This window comes from Microcoleus sp. Pol11C2 (genome assembly GCF_036701505.1).
Classification (GTDB): domain Bacteria; phylum Cyanobacteriota; class Cyanobacteriia; order Cyanobacteriales; family Microcoleaceae; genus Microcoleus.
Genome location: NZ_JAUBQX010000010.1, coordinates 20,491 through 38,667 on the forward strand (window position 1 = coordinate 20,491; position 18,177 = coordinate 38,667).

At 47.5% G+C, this 18,177-nt stretch carries 15 protein-coding genes; 6 read left to right on the forward strand and 9 right to left on the reverse strand.

The features are described from left to right. Nucleotides 1-42: 42 nt before the first annotated feature. Entirely contained in the window at nucleotides 43-861 is an 819-nt protein-coding gene (locus QUA42_RS08705; RefSeq protein ID WP_333136900.1) for a methyltransferase domain-containing protein, read from the forward strand. 596 nt (nucleotides 862-1,457) lie between these two features. On the opposite strand, the gene QUA42_RS08710 is transcribed toward QUA42_RS08705, so the two are convergent. The 5 genes from QUA42_RS08710 to QUA42_RS08730 form a co-directional block, all read right to left on the reverse strand. Beyond that, on the reverse strand, nucleotides 1,458-2,057 hold the full coding sequence (locus QUA42_RS08710) for a Uma2 family endonuclease (protein ID WP_333136902.1): 600 nt from the start codon (nucleotides 2,055-2,057) through the stop codon (nucleotides 1,458-1,460). A gap of 79 nt (nucleotides 2,058-2,136) precedes the next feature. After that, complete coding sequence (locus QUA42_RS08715; RefSeq protein WP_333136904.1) at nucleotides 2,137-4,377, reverse strand: phosphoketolase; 2,241 nt, start codon at nucleotides 4,375-4,377, stop codon at nucleotides 2,137-2,139. A 210-nt stretch (nucleotides 4,378-4,587) separates the two neighbouring features. Then, on the reverse strand, nucleotides 4,588-5,811 hold the full coding sequence (locus QUA42_RS08720) for a COP23 domain-containing protein (protein WP_333136906.1): 1,224 nt from the start codon (nucleotides 5,809-5,811) through the stop codon (nucleotides 4,588-4,590). Further along, entirely contained in the window at nucleotides 5,808-6,299 is a 492-nt protein-coding gene (locus QUA42_RS08725) for a serine protease (protein WP_333136908.1), read from the reverse strand. The genes QUA42_RS08720 and QUA42_RS08725 overlap by 4 nt, the downstream gene beginning before the upstream one ends. A 132-nt stretch (nucleotides 6,300-6,431) precedes the next feature. Further along, nucleotides 6,432-7,040, reverse strand: a complete 609-nt coding sequence (locus QUA42_RS08730) for a COP23 domain-containing protein (protein WP_333136910.1) — start codon at nucleotides 7,038-7,040, stop codon at nucleotides 6,432-6,434. A gap of 680 nt (nucleotides 7,041-7,720) precedes the next feature. Here QUA42_RS08730 and QUA42_RS08735 point away from each other — a divergent pair. Together QUA42_RS08735 and QUA42_RS08740 are read left to right on the forward strand one after the other, a co-directional pair. After that, nucleotides 7,721-8,326 carry a hypothetical protein gene (locus QUA42_RS08735; protein WP_333136912.1) on the forward strand — a complete coding sequence of 202 codons (606 nt, stop codon included), beginning with the start codon at nucleotides 7,721-7,723 and terminating at the stop codon, nucleotides 8,324-8,326. A 138-nt stretch (nucleotides 8,327-8,464) separates the two neighbouring features. Further along, nucleotides 8,465-9,841 (forward strand): cytochrome P450, encoded by a 1,377-nt coding sequence (locus QUA42_RS08740; protein WP_333136914.1) that lies wholly within the window; start codon nucleotides 8,465-8,467, stop codon nucleotides 9,839-9,841. Between the two features lie 527 nt (nucleotides 9,842-10,368). On the opposite strand, the gene QUA42_RS08745 is transcribed toward QUA42_RS08740, so the two are convergent. After that, nucleotides 10,369-10,656 (reverse strand): hypothetical protein, encoded by a 288-nt coding sequence (locus QUA42_RS08745; protein ID WP_333041628.1) that lies wholly within the window; start codon nucleotides 10,654-10,656, stop codon nucleotides 10,369-10,371. Nucleotides 10,657-11,150: 494 nt separating this feature from the next. Between QUA42_RS08745 and QUA42_RS08750 the strand changes: the two genes are divergently transcribed. From QUA42_RS08750 to QUA42_RS08760, 3 genes are all read left to right on the forward strand, one after another. Beyond that, the gene (locus QUA42_RS08750; protein WP_333136916.1) at nucleotides 11,151-11,411 is read left to right on the forward strand and encodes a MoaD/ThiS family protein; all 261 of its coding nucleotides are present in this window, start codon (nucleotides 11,151-11,153) and stop codon (nucleotides 11,409-11,411) included. A 486-nt stretch (nucleotides 11,412-11,897) separates the two neighbouring features. Continuing rightward, nucleotides 11,898-13,196, forward strand: coding sequence for a threonine synthase (gene thrC, locus QUA42_RS08755; RefSeq protein WP_333136917.1), 1,299 nt, complete (start codon nucleotides 11,898-11,900; stop codon nucleotides 13,194-13,196). Between the two features lie 135 nt (nucleotides 13,197-13,331). Continuing rightward, nucleotides 13,332-13,607, forward strand: a complete 276-nt coding sequence (locus QUA42_RS08760) for a MoaD/ThiS family protein (protein WP_006632924.1) — start codon at nucleotides 13,332-13,334, stop codon at nucleotides 13,605-13,607. Between the two features lie 227 nt (nucleotides 13,608-13,834). Here the strand turns inward: QUA42_RS08760 and QUA42_RS08765 are convergent, their stop codons facing one another. The 3 genes from QUA42_RS08765 to QUA42_RS08775 form a co-directional block, all read right to left on the reverse strand. Beyond that, nucleotides 13,835-15,718: a ribonuclease J gene (locus tag QUA42_RS08765; protein ID WP_333136919.1), complete on the reverse strand. Its 1,884-nt coding sequence runs from the start codon at nucleotides 15,716-15,718 to the stop codon at nucleotides 13,835-13,837. Between the two features lie 267 nt (nucleotides 15,719-15,985). Continuing rightward, a complete protein-coding gene (gene dapA, locus QUA42_RS08770; RefSeq protein WP_333136921.1) occupies nucleotides 15,986-16,909 on the reverse strand; it encodes a 4-hydroxy-tetrahydrodipicolinate synthase in 924 nt (307 codons plus the stop codon). 107 nt (nucleotides 16,910-17,016) lie between these two features. Beyond that, the gene (locus tag QUA42_RS08775) at nucleotides 17,017-18,060 is read right to left on the reverse strand and encodes an aspartate-semialdehyde dehydrogenase (protein WP_333136923.1); all 1,044 of its coding nucleotides are present in this window, start codon (nucleotides 18,058-18,060) and stop codon (nucleotides 17,017-17,019) included. Nucleotides 18,061-18,177 lie beyond the last annotated feature (117 nt).

An 18,177-nucleotide genomic window follows, 5' to 3' on the forward strand; every position in this document is an offset into this window, starting at 1 on the left:
CTATTATAATCTAAGTGTCGCAGCAGGAAAAAGGATGATTTTATGGTAGCAGAAGGTTCGTATCAAGCCAGCACGTACAATCTGGAACTTGACGCAGAAATCCAGCGGTTAAAAGGTCAAGTTCTCCTCAGTTGGGAAAAGGAGGCGCGCAATTTAACTTGGTTCGGTTTAGCTGACGGGATGAATGTTTTGGAAGCGGGTAGCGGGCCGGGGTTTTTTACCGAAAAACTGTTAGAATTGCTGCCAAACAGTCCGGTAACAGCGGTAGAAATTGACCCGGTACTGCACGAAAAAGCAGTAGCATATTTGCACGGCAAAGGGGGCGATCGAGTAAATCGCATTCCAGCATCGGTGGCGGATACTGGCTTGGATGATAACACGTTTGACTTTGCGATCGCCCGTTTGCTGTTCGTTCACCTCCCAGATCCCGTCGCCGCAGCTAGAGAAATATTCCGCATCTTGAAACCGGGCGGCAAACTGGTGATTATTGATAGCGACGCGGATTTGTTTTGGCTGACAAATCCACCTTGGTCAGTCGAGATTGTCAGGGAGAAATTCAAGCAGGTAATGGCATCGCGGGGCGGCAATTTATGCGTCGGGCGAAATCTGTGCCGCATTCTCAAAGAAGCTGGGTTTGGTAGCGTTGATTTAGAAGCGGTTGTCAGCCACAGCGATTTAATTGGAATTGAAGCATTTGAACCTTTGCTGGACTCCGGACCCATTTTGCAAATGGCCAAACAAGGGTTAATTTCCGAGTCTGAAATAGAAAGCTATCTGGTTTCGCGGGATGAGTTTGTAGCTGCGGGCGATCGATCGATGATGAGTTTTTGGTTGATGGCTTGTGGGGAAAAAAATGAATAAAATTAAGACATTTTTTTCACAAAATATTGATTTTTTGTCGCTGCAAAACCTCTAGCACTATCGCTAAATTTAGAGCTAACAAAGCCAAGTTATCTAACAGTAAAATACGAAAAAGTTCAGAATAAATTATCCCCTCAGAATTAGGTTAAAGATGCAGGTATAGCTCTAGAATCTGAGCAGAACAAATCCGGTAGCATCGTCGGGCGTCAAATCTAGTCAACAGTCAAAAATCACGGACGGTGCCACCGTAATTGAGATAATTCATCTGCGTTAATCTGTGTTTATCTGCCTGTATCTGCGGTTAAAAAAAGAGAATTTTTTAACCGCAGATGACAATGGATTGACGCTGATTCACGCTGATCAAGAGAAAAGAGAGAGGAATAATTCCGATTCTAAAATATTTCATATAAAAGCTATAAGTTTTCATATTTTTGAGCTTAGTAACTTTACGCATACCAGTCTAACAAATCCTTGGAGCCGATCGCGCAAAGGCTGTTTGTGAGAGCCAATGGTTGTCTGTCATATTTTAGCTTAACCAATCAAGCCCTTAGCGAAGCCCTCGTAGACGATCGCACTTTTTACCAACTCCTCAGCATTCAACCCACTTGCCGAACCCCATTAATAAACTCTGTCCTTGCTTCAATCCTTGAAGGAATTAAAACGCAACGCACCAGCAATTCTAAATCCAATTCCGGCAGCAACTCACTTCTTGAAACTTGCTCATAATTATCCTCCCGCAACCCATACACAGCCAACTGATTATTTTCCCAAAACCAGACTTCAGGAATGCGAAGTCGCAGATACTTAGCGAGTTTATTTGTACTCCCGCTAGTAATGGTTACTTCGACTGCGAGATCGGGATGCTCTTTTCTTGAACCTATATAATAAGACTCGTCTGGTTCAAATGATACATCTCTTCCCCGGTCTCTGCGAGTTGCGCTTCCTACAGGAATATATTCAATTCCCATTTCACAAAAGTAGAGTTGTAGCAAAAAATTAAGAATACAACTGATTGTCTCATGTGCTTCGGCCAGTGTCATAAACTCGATCCACCCATCAAGATAAGTTATCCGCAAACCCGGAGAGTCGGTCATCAAAGATTCGATCGCCTCAAATTGCTCCCAAGTATAATAACCGGGGAGAATAAATCGCTGTTCTGCAAGCGTACCTATTTCTTCTAAAATTTTTTCTGTCATAGGTATCACCATCCTATTTTAAATATTACTAGCCCCTACCCAGCACAAACCAGGCAGGGGCATTCACTCACATTCTAACTTAATGAACTAGCTCGATCGCCCTTTTTGTCAACGCCTCAGCAGTCAACCCATTAAACGCCATCAACTGACCAGCACTAGCAGTAGTTTCCCCCCGCTTCCAAGCGAAAGTATCCCGCTTGCAATTGCTGCGGAGCATCACAGGTTCCAACATCCCAGAAGCACCGCCTGTCACGCCAATCAAGGCATCTCCGCCAAACAATTCAGCAAATTTCTCATCGCTCAAAAAGCCGCCGTCAGCTTCCGAACAAGTATCCCAAGCAACATCGCTAGCACGATACAAACGCCGGGGATTCACAACAGAAACAATCCGCACTCCAATCCCTTCTGTTTCCAAAAATGCCGCCGCTTCAAACACTGGCATTAACGTCATGTCGCCGACAACTGCAAACACAACTTTCTTGCTCCCCCCTTGATTCTGGGAAGCTTGCGGGGAATCGACTTCGTGCAGCACTATTGCACCGTCTTGTAAAGCTTGGCGAGTCTGTTCAAAAGTAGTGCGAATTGGCAGCGGCGACTTGCTTGCAGTAATCACAACTCCCTTATTTTTAGCAGTCAAAGCCCACTCGTAACAAGCTTGAATGCTGTTAGCATCCGGTGGAAACAAAGGAAACACATTTCCGTTCCGCATCATCGCCGCAAAATAAGCCTCAATTTCCGGCCGCTGGTGCGTCCAACCGTTGCGGCCTTGTTCCAATGCACCCGCTGTAAATAAGGTGACAGTTGCCGGAGTTGGACGGCGTAATTCTGCCATTGCTTGGGTTACAGTTTGCCAAATTGGTAAACCGTTGATGGCAAAAGATTCGTAGGAACACCACAAACTCCGCGCTCCAAATAGCGATAAGCCTACGGCTAAACCGGCGCAAGCATCTTCGCTCAAAGGTTCGTAAACTTGACCGTTTGGCGATTGATTGTACAGGTCATCTGTCGTCGGGTGAATAATTTTGAGAGCTTGATTGATATTGGCAATTGCCGATGCTTCATTGCCGTCAGCATTAGTGACAAGAAAATTACGATCGCGCTCGCCCACTTTCCCTACCAAAACCCCCATTGCTGTTGTCGAAATCTTCGGTTCTCCCCCAACTGCAAATTCTTCTAAAGGCAATTCGCCTAAATCTGGCAGCGGCAATGTAAACTCAGTAACAACTGTTTTCGCCGCCGGCCCGCCGCCCGCGCGTTCAGCATTTGTCCGCACCAACTCCCAAGCAGCAGCAGTCAAAGCCCGCTCTTTTAAAGCACTGATAATGTGCGGAGCATCCAGCGTATCTTTCGGATAAAGGTTGTGAGATTTTGCTCCGCGCGCGTGGACGCCGGCACCTTTCAACTGTTTGATAATAAACACAGTTAATTTGCCGCCGAGAGCAGATTTTGCCGCTTTGTCAACTCCTTGTAAAACAGCTTTGGTAAATGCCATGCGCTGTTCGAGCGAAAAAGCAGTGCTGTCAACATAATCTTCCGGTTGATTTTTATCGTCAAATTCCTTAGCATCAACTAAGATAACTTCTTCAAAACCGTTGCCTTGCCAATAAGCAATCATTTCAGCATTAGTTTTAGTCGAAACCATGCTGTGATGTTCCTGAGAATATCCGTTCCAAACCAACACAGGCAAAAAGTTAGTAACGCTGGGATAAGCAGTGTGGAAATGCCCCATGCTGCTCATCGGATAGGGTTCGCCCATGCCGCCGTCGCCTATTGTGAAAGCAAACAGTTTTTCCCGGTGCAAAAGCGCTCCAGCCATTGCAAAATGCTGCCCTTGTCCGAGGGGGCCGGCCGGTGCTAAAAGGCCGGGAATGAAACCGGAAAGATGTCCTAACAAACCGTCTTTTTCTCGGAATTTATCGCGCACTTGCTGCACGTTGAAAATTCCCATATCCTCCAAAGATCGATCGAGAAACATCGCACTGTAAAATCCCGGCGCGTGATGGCCGACTTCGGTGACAATGTTTTTGTGTCCGAGCATTACCAAAGCGGCATAAGCCTCAGCTTGGCTAGCAAAACCCCCCGGATGTCCCGATGCCTTGCTGGCGGTAACTTGCAGCGTCAGGTAGCGCAGGGCGTCTGCTCCCAGCATCGTTTGAAAGACGGCGACGGGATCGGCAGGATCGGCGATCGACTTGCTCCCCTCGGCGATCGCAGGTGCTTTCCCATAAGTCTCAAAACCAGGGAGTGTTTCCGAAAAATATTGAATGCCTTCGCAAAAAGCGGGCGTTGTTGACGTTGCCTGCGGGGTAGTTGCTGTCATGCTTGATACCTAAAAAATTTGAATTCGATTAATGTAAGAGTAATTTTATAGCTTCCGTGTTCCAAAAAATCATGAGTTCTATTATGTCAGTGATAAATAAGTAAAATATCTCAATTTTTAAGCTAATAAGTAGTTATTTGAGAACCCCGACTTTTTTAATAAGTCGGGTTTCTGTGTTTACCCATTACTAATCCATCTCCAATCCCAAATCTAAAATTGTTCCAGCCGTTCCCGAACATCGATATAAAGCACAGTACCGCTTTCAGAAAGAGAAGGCACAGCCTTTTGATTCCCCAGCCAAACAAAAAAACTGCTAAGTGCAGGAGTCGGATCTTGATCGCGGCGCAGCGTGTAGATCAAACCTTCGCAAGGCCCATTAACGCGGCTAGTCGTGCAAATCGCTTTCTGGTTATTTACAATACCCACCGTGACATAATTTAGCTGTTTATTGCGGTTATAATTTTCCAGGCGCTGAGTCACTTGTTGGCAGCGAGTTAGAGGATCGTAGCCCGAACTAGAAAAGAAATTAGAATTCCAGCGAATCCAAGGCTCCCTGAACCCTTGCGGGTTTTGATACACAGTCACCGGCTCGCCCGTCGAGGTATCGCAGACAAATCCTCCATAACCCAGACTCGGCTGGTTTTGACCAGAGGCCGTGCTGATAGAAAGATTGCTGAGAATATCAAAGCCGTTATTCTTATTTTGTGATAGCAACTCCCTAAAAGCATCGATCGGGATTGCCGCGTTCAACCCCGTTTTTATCTCCTCAATCTGACCGTTCCACGGACTCCTAATTGTGCCAACAGTATCCCCCTGGCCGTGAATTCCTACCACCCTGCCATCAGCATCAAATACAGGCCCGCCGCTCATCCCGCGCCTGGTTACAGCTTGGTAGCGCAGACGATACCCCGATGAGGCGCTGCCCAAGCGAGAAGAGATGATACCAGCAGTAAACTCAAGTTTTCGTTCAAATCCCGAAATTGGCAGCGGATAGCCAGAAACGTAAATAGCAGAGCCGACAACAGCACGTTCTGACTCGCCCATAGGTGCTACTGGATACTGTTCTCGGCTCTGAAACTGTATCAAAGCCAAGTCTATATCCCGGTCATTTTTCGGGAGTCGCTGTATTCTAATCGCAGCATAATCCTTCTCCAAATGAGTGCGAATGCTGTATTTTTGAGCGAGGCTTGCCACCACATGATTAGCTGTCAGAACCGTGTAAATATTGCCCTGTTTGGCAATAATTACTCCCGATCCACTAGCAAAAAACCCCAGCGTATTGTTGACTTCCACAGTTGTCAACGTCGCTAGCTGGGCAATTTCTTCTGCTGTTTTGGCACAGGCAGCATATGGTTGGCTGACAACCGCCGTCACTGTTAATGCACCTGTCAAGATGATTGTCAGCGCGTCAAACCGCAAACTCCACACATTCATCGATAACTCCCTAGATGAAACGAGGCAAACTGCAAATATATACTAATCGGAATTCCCCAACGGGATTTAACCATTTTCTCCAATAATTCCGCTGTTGGTTCACTTCCATCTTCAAAAGCATAGACGCCAAAATTTGGCTCTCGATACTTGCCCCTACCGTTAATCTTAACTAAGAAACCTTTGGCATTAAAAATCGGGCCACCACTCATACCGATTTTAACCTCATTTGTATAGCGCAATATAACCTTGAGGCAAAGATTTGGGTAGCAGCACCGAAACGAGGCCCGCGTCACGGCCAAAGCCCCAACCTCAGCAGCCGCAGGAAAGCCGACTGCCAACACTGAATCAGACACCGCTCCTGGCTCAATGCTGAATGGTGCTATGTTATACTCGCTCGCGCTGCGAAACTCAACGATCGCCAGATCGCTATTGCCCAGCCGCCTCCGAACTCCTAGCAGTGGGTGGAGGAAACCGTCGTCGCTGACCATTGTCCGATCGCCACAACGTGCTAGTTAGTAAGCACTGTATAGGTTTGGCCCTGCTGCCGGACGATCGTCCCGGAAGCAGAAGATTTCCCCGTCGGGATGCGTACCGCTGTTTGACGCGCCAAATTTTCCACCTCAATCCTGGGAATTGGTGATGGGATGGAAAATTTGCCAATCTTTAAGGCTGTCCGAACGGTGCGAAAAAGGGGGCAGTTGCGCCTCATTGGCAGTGTGTTCCCTTAGCTTTTCGCTGACATCAATGTAAGGAATTTTACTGGTTTCATCAAAAGACGGCATCCCGACATATCCTTGGCGCCAAGCCAACAAATTATACAAAGAGCCGATCGGGTCTTGGCCGGGTCTGAGGGTATAAATCAAATTTTGACACAGCCCATTGACTTGATTCGCCGTGCAGATAACGTTCTGGCCGTTCATCTGGCCTGCAGTAATGTACTTAAGCATTCGTCGGCGGCGATAGGTTTCGAGGCGTTGACTCACTAATTCACACCGAGTTGCCGGATCGTACCCAGAACCTGAGAAATAATCGGAAGTCCACTCAATCCAAGGCTCTACGGCACCTTGAGCGTTTTGGTACACCGTCACCGGCGCACCTGTCGAGGTACTGCACCAAAATCCACTTTCCCCCTGTGCTTGCCTACCGTAACTCGGTTGAGAAGCAACCGTCAGGCCGGTGAGGGCGATCGCTGTTGCCACCAAAACTTTTGTCAATAATTGCTGTTTCATGATTTTTTCACTGTGTTTTATGAGATTCGGCACAAAAATCACCGAATGCTGCGATAACACCCTTGACACGCCTGTTCGTTACAGATCCGCGGACTGGGGAATTATGTGATTCGCGACTTGACCAGAAACCAGTTTTTTTTACGAAAACACTTCGTTGCAGCCCTTATGCCTGGTTAAAAAACCCGGTTTTTTTGCTCTTGATTCGTAAGTTTTGATATTGTTGGCGATTTGCACGTTCCCTCTAACCGCGGTTTCGGCGCTGTTAAAAAAGCGCTCCGAAGCCGAGCTTAAAATGCGCGCGCAAGTCGGAATTCTGTCCTCATTACTACTAATCAAACTCAGGCTTTTACCAACCGGAAAGAGGCTTTTCACCTCAGACCTTGGAAGGGATCGAGTTGCAACGGTACATCACACCACTGACAAGGTATTTGATATCACTTACGAGCTGGGTCGCGAGCTTGATCTGCTGAGACAGGTAAACTGCTGGGTTACACCCGTGAGGGGTAAAGCCCCTCTTACCTGATCTAACACTAAAATCCAGGTATTAACAAGAACTCTTAACTTGTTTTCATCTCCGTACTGCGGGAAATACTTCTAAGTGAGTGTAATCAGGGTCTAAGTGCTTTCTACCACCAAAATTCACCCTCCATACACTGACGTTTAGTAGAGTATTAAAAACTATGAACCCTATCTGCAAACAGTTAGGATATTTAGGCGTTTGGTTAATTTTGATAGGCGGTAGCAGTTGTTCTAGCTCAGATGCAGCTACCTCAACCGAAAACCAGAGGCAACTCTCAGCAAGCGCCCCTCAGTTCCAACACCTACAGCTAACGGGAAATCAAATTGAGGCTCGATCGAGCCAATTAACGCAGCCTTCTAACTCTGTTGCCTCAGTTTTAGGCAGTGCTGCCCTCTCAGAAAATACTGCCACCGTTACGGTTTATAAGGTAGATAATTTGTGTCAAACTCTGAAGCCGGAAACAGTTACAGGCCCAGAGCACCAGTTAATGTCGTCGGCGCTTAATGAAGTGTTAAAGCAGCAGATTTTCGATAGTCTTGGTTTGGCTGGTTATCGCCTCAAGATCGATCGCGACCTCGGAATAGCTACCGTCGATCTGCGAGCCTCCGGAAATTCGCGGCAGAAATTGCAAAATCTGTCGAGTTGTCAGATGTTAGGTTTGTTCGGGGGCGTGCGCCAAACTTTAACCAGTTATGCTCCTTGGCAAATCAAAACTGTGCGTTTTACAGAGCTTGGAGAGGACATTTTGAACACGGTTAAAGAATAAGCTATTAAAATTATTGGAGATGGGACTGACGCACTTCTCCCCTAAAAAAAAACGGTTGGGAGGGATTGAATAAACCTTCAAACCCTTTAAGGTTTTTTGATGCTGCTAAGTCCTGTGACCAAAACCCCGGTAATTCCTATGACACTACCTGACGGCCCCAAAAGCCCCCGCTTTGTGCAGCTAATTCAATGGATTGGCGATCCGCTGACATACCTCGATCTATGTGCCAAGAAGTACGGGGAGATTTTCACGACTCGATGGAACAAGCTCAAACCATTCGTGATGATCCACAACCCGCAAGCGATCCAGGAAATGTTCAACAGCAAAGCTTTTGACGCTCCAGGCGAGATCAACGGTATTCTTAAACCCTTGCTGGGAGAACAATCCATGATTGTACTCTCTGGAGAAAAGCACAAACGCGATCGGCAATTATTAATGCCACCTTTTCATGGGGAACGGATGCGGAATTACGGCCAACTAATTTGCGATATCGCTGCTGATGTCGCTAGCAAGTGGTCGGTCGATCGACCTTTTGTGGCCCGCAGCGCCATGCAGGAAGTCACCATGCGGGTAATCTTGCAGGCTGTCTTCGGTCTGGATGACGGGCCACGGTTGCAGCAACTTTCCCCGCTGCTGGCTGCGATTATCGATACGATCGGCTCTCCTTTTCGATCGAGTATGCTGTTTCTAGGCTGGATGCAGCAAGATTGGGGGCCCTGGAGTCCTTGGGGACGGATGAAACAGCAGCAGCGGAAAATTAACGAACTGATGGACGGCGAAATTGCAGAACGCAGACTGCAACCTGATGCCAACCGCACCGACATTCTCAGCTTAATGATGGCCGCGCGCGACGAAAACGGGCAACCAATGACCAATGAAGAATTGCGGGACGAGTTGATGACGCTGCTGTTTGCAGGCCACGAAACCACAGCAACTGCCCTAGCTTGGGCATTTTACTGGATTCACAGTTTGCCCTCAGTGCGCCAAAAGCTGCTGCAAGAATTGGACAGTTTGGGGGAAAATATCGACCCGATGGAGCTTTCCCGCTTGCCTTATCTGAGTGCAGTTTGTCAGGAGACGCTGCGAATTTACCCGGTGGGAATGCTGACGTTTCCGCGAGTGGTACGATCGCCCGTGGAACTGATGGGACATCTACTCGAACCGGGTACGGTTGTTTTCGGCTCGATTTATTTGACCCACAGACGGGAGGATTTGTATCCAGAACCGCTGCAATTTAAACCGGAACGGTTTTTGGAGAGGCAATTCTCGCCTTACGAGTATTTGCCCTTTGGAGGCGGCAGCCGCCGCTGTATCGGCTTGGCGCTGGCGCAGTTGGAGATGAAACTCGTGTTGGCAACCATTTTGCGGGATTTCGACCTAGTATTGGTCGAGAAAAAGCCCGTACAGGCCAAACGCCGAGGGGTGACTTTAGGGCCTGCAGGCGGCGTGCGGATGGCTCTGCTGGGGCGGCGGATGCCACGGCAGAAGCCTGAACCTGTTCTGAGTGGGGTTTAAAGTCGCAGCAGTTGCAAAGGGCGATCGAACTTTCAGCTTTGAGTGCAAACAATTTAGCGAGAATGTGCGATCGTCCGCAAATGCCACCATTTTTTGTAGCACCCGCTACAGATAAATAGCTATAATCCTTAACCTGTAAGCCTCCCCCTCTCAATTTTCAAATTCTCAGTCTAAAATGATATGAACCTTGCAAACCCAGCCTGAAAGCAAAAGTGGGTGATTGCAATAGTCCTCTTGATATTTCAAAAGCCTCCCTGCCATACTTTAAAAACATATGCATACCCTGTTATTCAGCAAGGTCGGAAGCGTGTTGGCATTGCCAGCAATCTTCCGGCCTCTTTATTTTTTGGGCTACTTCAGGCATGGGGTACAAGATGCAGAAGGCAAGGCAAAAATATAAATTCTCCCCCTGTCCCCATCTGTTCCTCTCCCCAATCTAGAGCTTCTGCCTCTAATTCCAATAGAATCCGACAGCAAGTTTAAGGAATAATTAATAACTTGTTAAATCAGCTCCTTTTGCCCTTCTCTCAATCTTCTGTTTTCAGAAATTCCGATACCGAGACAGACTTCGGGAGACTATCCAGATCTTGAATTTCGCTTTCGTGGGCAAAAAACTCGACTTCTTTGTCGTCAATCTGAATCTGATAGCTAGCGGTAGCCGTCACAACCCGTCGCTTTTTTTTATCTTCTATTAAAACCCAACACACGACAGGTCTTACCCATCTCTCAACGTGCTGGCTTTGCTTCGTACTCCCAAAGGCATACCAGCCTTTAGCTTCAATAATTTGAAGCACTTTAAAATCGTTATGTGCCATATATTTCTATCGCGTTAACTTCAGTATTCTTCTTAGATAGAACGGCTAGCTTGCTAAGCAGGGCAAAGGTTTGACAATCCCAAGCCGCACTAGATAACCTGATTTTTAGTCAGGAGAATCGGGTTGGTAGGGTCTTGTCTGCGTTGTTGCCTGCTAAATGTAGTGCGAGCTTTTTGTACTCTCCCACAATTACCGTAAAGTATCTATACCGCATCCTCAAAAATTATTCTCGCATTAGCCTCAACAGCAGCCAACTCGACCTTAGCTAGCTGTATCTAAGTGGATGCCAACTGCTTCTAACGACTGGTTGGTGAGAGCGATCGGCATACAATCCTGTTAAGAGTTTTTGCTGCAATCAACTATTATCTTTACCCGATGGGGTAAAACTTAACTAGAGGTGGCCGCTTTCAATTCTAAGCCTCGGCGCGCGTAATTCCTAATTAATTGTATGGTGTAGTTGATAATTGCCAAACCGTCGATCGCACTAAACTACCGTGTCTGACTCTTCAATTACCGTCACAGTTAAACTGTTCGCCGCCTTCGGTGAAGCCTACGGCGTTTCGGAACTTACATTAGAACTTCCTCCCGAAACCCCAGTGTGTCAAGTGCTCGAAAGCTCGATCGCCCAATATCCTCAATTAGAACAATGGCGCGATCGCACCCGCTTCGGCCTCAACCTGGAATTCGTCTCCCCCGACACCATCCTCCAAGAGGGCGACGAAGTTGTACTCATCCCTCCCGTCAGCGGCGGGTAGGCTAAGTTGGTTAATCTGAAATGTTGCACCATTCTCAATAAGCTTTTTATGAACAGGCTTTTCCGCCTGTTCCACAAGAGATGAATTTTGTGGAACAGGCCGAAAAGCCTGTTCTTGAGAATGGTGCAACATCTCAGTTAATCAAAAATTCGAGGTTTTGTAGTTGTGTTCGATCGCACGACTACCCCATTGTTCGCCCAAAAAAGATTTATTAAGTTTTGTAACAATTCCGTCGGTAAATCATCCTTGAGCTCGATCGGGCTCGCGTGCGGGCCTGACAATCTGAATTCCCAGCCCGATCCAGAAAACAAGCCAAATCCTTGTGGGGTGGGCGTCCCGCCCGCCCAAATATCAAAGTTAAATACACCACTGTTTAACTAAAAAATCAATCCCGACTAAAAAAATCGGGTATGGTTGACGGGGTAAATTGACCGTGCTAATCTTGCACAAGAATTAGAAAACATCGCAAAACTAGAGAGTTGAGCTATGACCCAGGCGACCAGAACCCAATCCACAGCAGCAACCTTCACAGCCCTTAAATGTAAAGAATGCGGTGAAGAGTACGAACTCCAAGCCAAGCACGTCTGCGATTGCTGTTTTGGCCCGCTTGAAGTCAAGTACGACTACGACGCCATCCGCCGCAGCGTCACTCGCCAAACCATCCAAGCCGGCCCCAACTCGATCTGGCGCTACCGCGCATTTTTACCAGTCGCTACAGATAACGTCATTGATGTCGGCACCGGCATGACTCCTCTATTAAAATCCCACCGCTTGGCGCGTCGCCTCGGTCTAAAAAATCTTTATATTAAAAACGATGCCGTCAATATGCCCACTCTCAGCTTTAAAGACAGAGTGGTGTCAGTCGCCCTCAGCAGAGCGAGAGAATTGGGTTTCACAACGGTATCCTGTGCCAGCACCGGCAATTTAGCTAACTCTACGGCTGCGATAGCCGCCCACGCCGGACTTGACTGCGTAGTCTTCATTCCCTCCGACTTAGAAGCAGGCAAAGTCCTCGGCACTCTGATTTACAATCCAACTGTCATGGCAGTTCACGGCAACTACGACCAAGTTAACCGTCTCTGTTGCGAAGTTGCTAATACACATGGCTGGGGATTTGTCAATATCAACTTGCGTCCCTACTATTCCGAAGGCTCAAAAACCCTTGGCTACGAAGTTGCCGAACAACTAGGCTGGCAATTGCCCGATCACATCGTCGCTCCCCTCGCTTCCGGCTCTTTGTTCACAAAAATTTACAAAGGTTTTCAAGAATTCATCGAAGTCGGTTTAGTTGATGAAAAGAAAGTACGGTTCAGCGGCGCCCAAGCTGACGGCTGTTCCCCCATCGCCCAAGCATTCCGCGAAGAACGTGATTTCGTCAAACCGGTGAAACCGAATACAATTGCTAAGTCGATCGCGATCGGCAATCCAGCCGACGGTATGTACGCCTTGGAAATCGCCCGCAAAACCAACGGCAACATTGAATCCGTCAGCGACACCGAAATCATCGAAGGCATGAAACTGCTAGCAGAAACTGAAGGCATCTTCACAGAAACCGCAGGCGGCACGACAATCGCAGTCTTGAAGAAACTCGTAGAAGCAGGTAAAATCAATCCCGAGGAAACCACCGTCGCTTACATTACCGGCAACGGTTTGAAAACGCAAGAAGCAGTTCAAGGCTACATCGGCGAACCCATCACCCTCGAACCGAAACTAGAAGCGTTCGAGCGCGCCCTAGAACGCGCCCGCACGCTCGAACGCTTAGAATGGCAACAAGTTTCGGTTTAACAGCTATTAGTCAGTAGTCGGTAGTCATTAGTCATTGGTTGTTAAGCTGTTGACTGATGATTACTGACTTATTACTGATGACTAATGACTGAGGACTAATAACTAATAAATGACTACTGACTAAGGACTAAAAAAATGACCGTCAAAGTTTTAATTCCCACTCCCCTGCAAAAATTTACCAACAATCAAGCCACCATCGAATGCGCCGGCGATAACATTTCCGAACTAATTGAATCGCTGGAAACAAATTGTCCCGGCATCAAAAAAAGCCTGTGCGACGAAAAGGGAGAACCCCGCAGATTTCTCAACTTCTACGTCAACAGCGAAGACATCCGCTTTTTGGATGGCTCAAAAACAGCCCTCCAAGATGGCGATGAAGTCAGCATTGTTCCTGCTGTTGCTGGTGGCTGATTTTGCAACCGCAGATGGTGGCAGATAAACACAGATGAACGCAGATAGAATTAATTACTATCTGCGTTCATTTGCGTTTATCGGCGGTTAAAAACTATTCCCTCACTTAGTGAGGAAATCTATTTGTGAAATCAAATCTAGGCTTGTAGTTGCGCTTGGGCGTCCAAGCGCAACTACACAACATAAAACTCCTTTCTTGGTTCGCAGTGCGTCCGAGAATTATCGCCCTAAGAAGCTGCCCTTGCAGCAGTCCGGGGACGGCGGCGGCCCGTCACCTGATTGGCAGGAGATGGCAAGGATGGGGATGATGGCGATGATTGCGAGGGCGATGATTGCGAGGATAATAGCTTAGGTGCTTCCAGGGAACCGGGAGATACTGCTGCCTTTTCCGATCGCACTGCTTCTTCTGGAATTTGCATCAGGAATACCAGCAGCGGATTGCTTTGAAGTTCCCGGCGCATCACTCGCTGAATAGCCTTTTCTATTTGCGTTTGAACTCCTACCCAGTCAATGTCAACTTGGGAGTCAGCAGTGGCTGGTTTGACAAATTCTGACCAGCGATCGCTCAAAACTGTTTCAATGGTTTGAGTGATTAATTTGATCACCTCCGCGCGATCGGCTGATGTCACTACACCTTTCAAGTGAACTTCTGGTTTGGCAACTAATTTGCCTTCCCAATTCAAAGCGGCTGCTACAGTTACAACGCCATCTCCGGCTAACTGCTGACGTTCCTTGAGGACACTAGCTTTGACAACGCCCGATCGAGAAGCATCTACCAATTCAATTCCTGAAGGCACTTGACCAGCGACTCGCATTGAATTTTCAGTTAATTCTACGACATCGCCGTTATCAATAACCACCATATTGCTAGCGGGAATGCCCATGCTTTGAGCCGTCTTGGAGTGCTGGATCAGCATCCGGTGTTCCCCGTGTACTGGCAAGAAGAACTTGGGACGAGTCATGTTAATCATTAACTTTTGGTCTTCTTGACAGCCGTGGCCGGAAACGTGAATGCCTTTGTCGCGGCCGTAAACCACGTGTGCTCCCAGCATCATCAGTTTATCGATCGTGTTTACCACTGCGATCGTATTTCCCGGAATCGGATTAGCTGAGAAAATGACTGTATCGCCCTTTCTGATTTTCAGTTCGTGATGTTCGCCGTTAGCAATGCGAGTCATCGCCGCCATCGGTTCGCCCTGGGAACCTGTAGTTAAAATCAGTACCTTGTCTTCAGCCAAATTGCGGATTTCTTTCAGCGGTTTGAAAATACTATCTTCGCATTTGATGTAGCCGAGATTGCGGCAGTGAGCGATGACGTTAAGCATCGACCGGCCCACCACTCCGACATACCGATTGTTTTTCTTAGCCAAGTCCAAAACAATTTGCAATCGGTGTACCGACGAAGCAAAAGTCGTCAGCATTACCCGTCCCGGTGCTTGAGCGATAATTCTGTCTAAATTCGGCGCCACAGAACTTTCCGAAGCGGTAAAACCGGGAACTTCCGAGTTAGTAGAATCGCTGATCAAGCACAGCACGCCTTTCTCACCGTACTCCGCTAGCTTTTGCAAATCAAAATGCTCGCCGTCTACAGGAGTGTGGTCAATTTTAAAGTCTCCGGTGTGGATCACAATTCCGACGGGAGTGTGAATTGCCACAGTAAAACTGTCGGCCATCGAGTGAGTGTTGCGGATGTATTCGACTAAGAAATTCTTGCCAATTCTTACAGTATCCCTGGGTCGAACCGTTCTCAATTCTGTGCGGTGAGACACTCCGGCTTCTTCTAGTTTTCCGGCTAGCAAAGCCATCGCCAAACGGGGGCCGTAGATGACCGGAATTTCAAATTGTTTGAGGTGATAAGGGATACCGCCTATGTGGTCTTCGTGACCGTGAGTCACGATCATACCTTTAATTTTGTGGCTGTTTTCCCGCAGGTAAGTCATGTCGGGAAGGACAATATTTACCCCGTGCATTCCATCTGTCGGGAACGCTAAACCGGCATCTAAAAGAATGATTTCGTCGCCGTACTCGAACACACAAGTGTTTTTACCGATTTCGTGTAGCCCGCCGAGGGGAATTACTTTTAGAGCAGATGCAGTTGTATTTTTGATCATGCGTATCCTTTGTTAGTTATTTTTGTTATTGGTCTGTGGTCTGTGGTCTGTCGTCTTTCGTCTTTTGTCTACTGTTCGTTGGTAGGGCGATATTTTTCCAAATATTTATGGAAAACTCCCTGGCGGGTTTTACTATCCCGTACAGTCAGTTGTCTTTGGCATTCATTCTTCTATCTTCAGTCTTTAATCCTTGACTGTTAGCTACTTACTAACACTTAATTACTAATGACTGATGACTAAGAACTAATGACTGATAACAACCAATATTCAGTTGTCTGAAAACTCGTTCTCGCTCGTCTTGCTAGCTGATACTGCTGCTAGCTGACTCAGTACGTCCTTTAACTTTTGAGTTACCTCAACGGGCGGAGCGCACAGGGGCGGACGGGTGGAACCTACATCCCAGCCTTGAAGTTTGAGAGCTGTCTTGACGGGAATGGGATTTGTGGTGAGAAAAAGAGCTTTAAACAGGTCAAAAAGTTGCAAGTGAATCTGGGTAGCGACTTGAACTTGACCGGCCTCGAAAGCTTTGATCATCTGTTGCAGTTGCTCTCCTACCAGATGGCTGGCTACGCTAACTACACCAGATCCTCCTACCGCCAACATTGGCAAAGTTAGGGAATCATCTCCAGAATAGATGGCAAATTCAGGGGATGTCAAGCACCGAATTTGACTTGCTTGATCCAAGTTGCCACTTGCTTCTTTTACGGCCACAATGTTGGGGATTTCTGCCAATCGAGCCACCGTCTCCGGCAACATATTCTGACCAGTGCGACCGGGGATGTTATATAACATTATAGGCAATTCTGGAGCAGATTGCGCGATCGCCTGAAAATGATTATATAAACCTTCTTGCGGGGGTTTGTTATAATAAGGAACCACCTGCAAACAGCCATCTAACCCGAGTTTAGCTGCTTTTTTCGTAGCTGCGACTGCTTCTGAAGTAGAATTCGATCCGGCTCCTGCGATTACCAACGCCTTACCGACCACCGCCTTTTGTACCACCTGAAATAATTCGTATTCTTCATCCCAGGTCATAGTGGGAGACTCGCCTGTAGTCCCGCACACTACCAAGCTATCTGTACCGCGATCGGCTAAATGAACTGCCAATTGTTCTGCTACCGCATAGTTAACGCTGCCGTCTTCCTTAAACGGCGTAATCATTGCAGTCAGAACCCGTCCAAACTTTACCACACTTTCTCCGATTTTAGACTGTTGATTTTTGATTTTAAATTTTTGATTTCAGATGAAAGGTTTATCTAAAATCCCCAATTTGAATTTCCCAATTCCCAGGGTTCCCCTTAATTAGAAGCCGCCGCCACTTGGGTTCGCAACAAATCTTTTTGGGCCAGCAACTCAGCTATCTGCACCGCATTTAAAGCCGCCCCTTTGCGGATTTGATCGCCCGACAGCCACATTTCCAACCCGCAGGGGTGAGAAATATCTTGACGAATCCTGCCAACTAACACCTCATCCTTACCGCTAGCTTCGGCGGGCATCGGGAAATAATTAGCTTGCCAGTCTTCTACCAGCTTAACCCCGCTTGCCTGCTTTAAGATTTCCCTGGCCTCGAGCGCGCTAAACGGCTCTGCAAACTCTAGATTAATCGCTTCCGAATGAGCCCGCAGTACGGGAACCCGCACACAAGTTGCCGTAATTTTAATCTCGTCCGTACCAAATATCTTCCGAGTTTCGTTTACCATTTTCATCTCTTCTTCACAATACCCCAAATCGTTAATTGGGGTGTTGTGCGGAAACAAATTAAACGCTAAGGGGTAGGGAAATATATCTGTTTTGGGCGTTTCCCCCTGCAAAATTGCTCTTGCTTGAGCTTTCATTTCCTCCATTGCCCTTGCCCCCGCCCCGCTGGCAGACTGGTAAGTCGCTACAACGATGCGCTGTATCGGCCGAACTTTGTGAAGTGGCCAAAGGGCAACTGCCATCAAAATAGTCGTGCAGTTCGGATTAGCAATTATACCTCGGTGAGCTGCTGCTGCTTGGGGATTGACTTCTGGAACCACTAGCGGTACGGTCGCATCCATGCGGAAAGCGCTAGAATTGTCAATTACCACTGCCCCGGCTGCCACCGCTTGCGGAGCCCATAACTTAGAAGTAGAGCCACCGGCAGAAGCCAGCACCAGATCTACATTATCAAACGATCGCGCCGAAACTGCTTCGACCGGCAGCATCTCACCGCCAAAAGGCAAAGTTGTGCCTGCTGAACGTTCCGAAGCCAGCAGCTTTAAGTTAGAAATCGGAAAACTCCGGCTGTGCAATAGTTCTAGCAACTCGGCACCGACTGCGCCGGTAGCTCCTAAAATGGCAACTCGATAGGATTGAGACAAATTAGTTTCCTCCACAAATTAAAGTCTAAACGATCGAAATCAAAAATTTAAATAACTGCAATTCTCAATATCAAACTTAATTAATGTTATGCGATATCAGGAGCATGAGAGGATAGC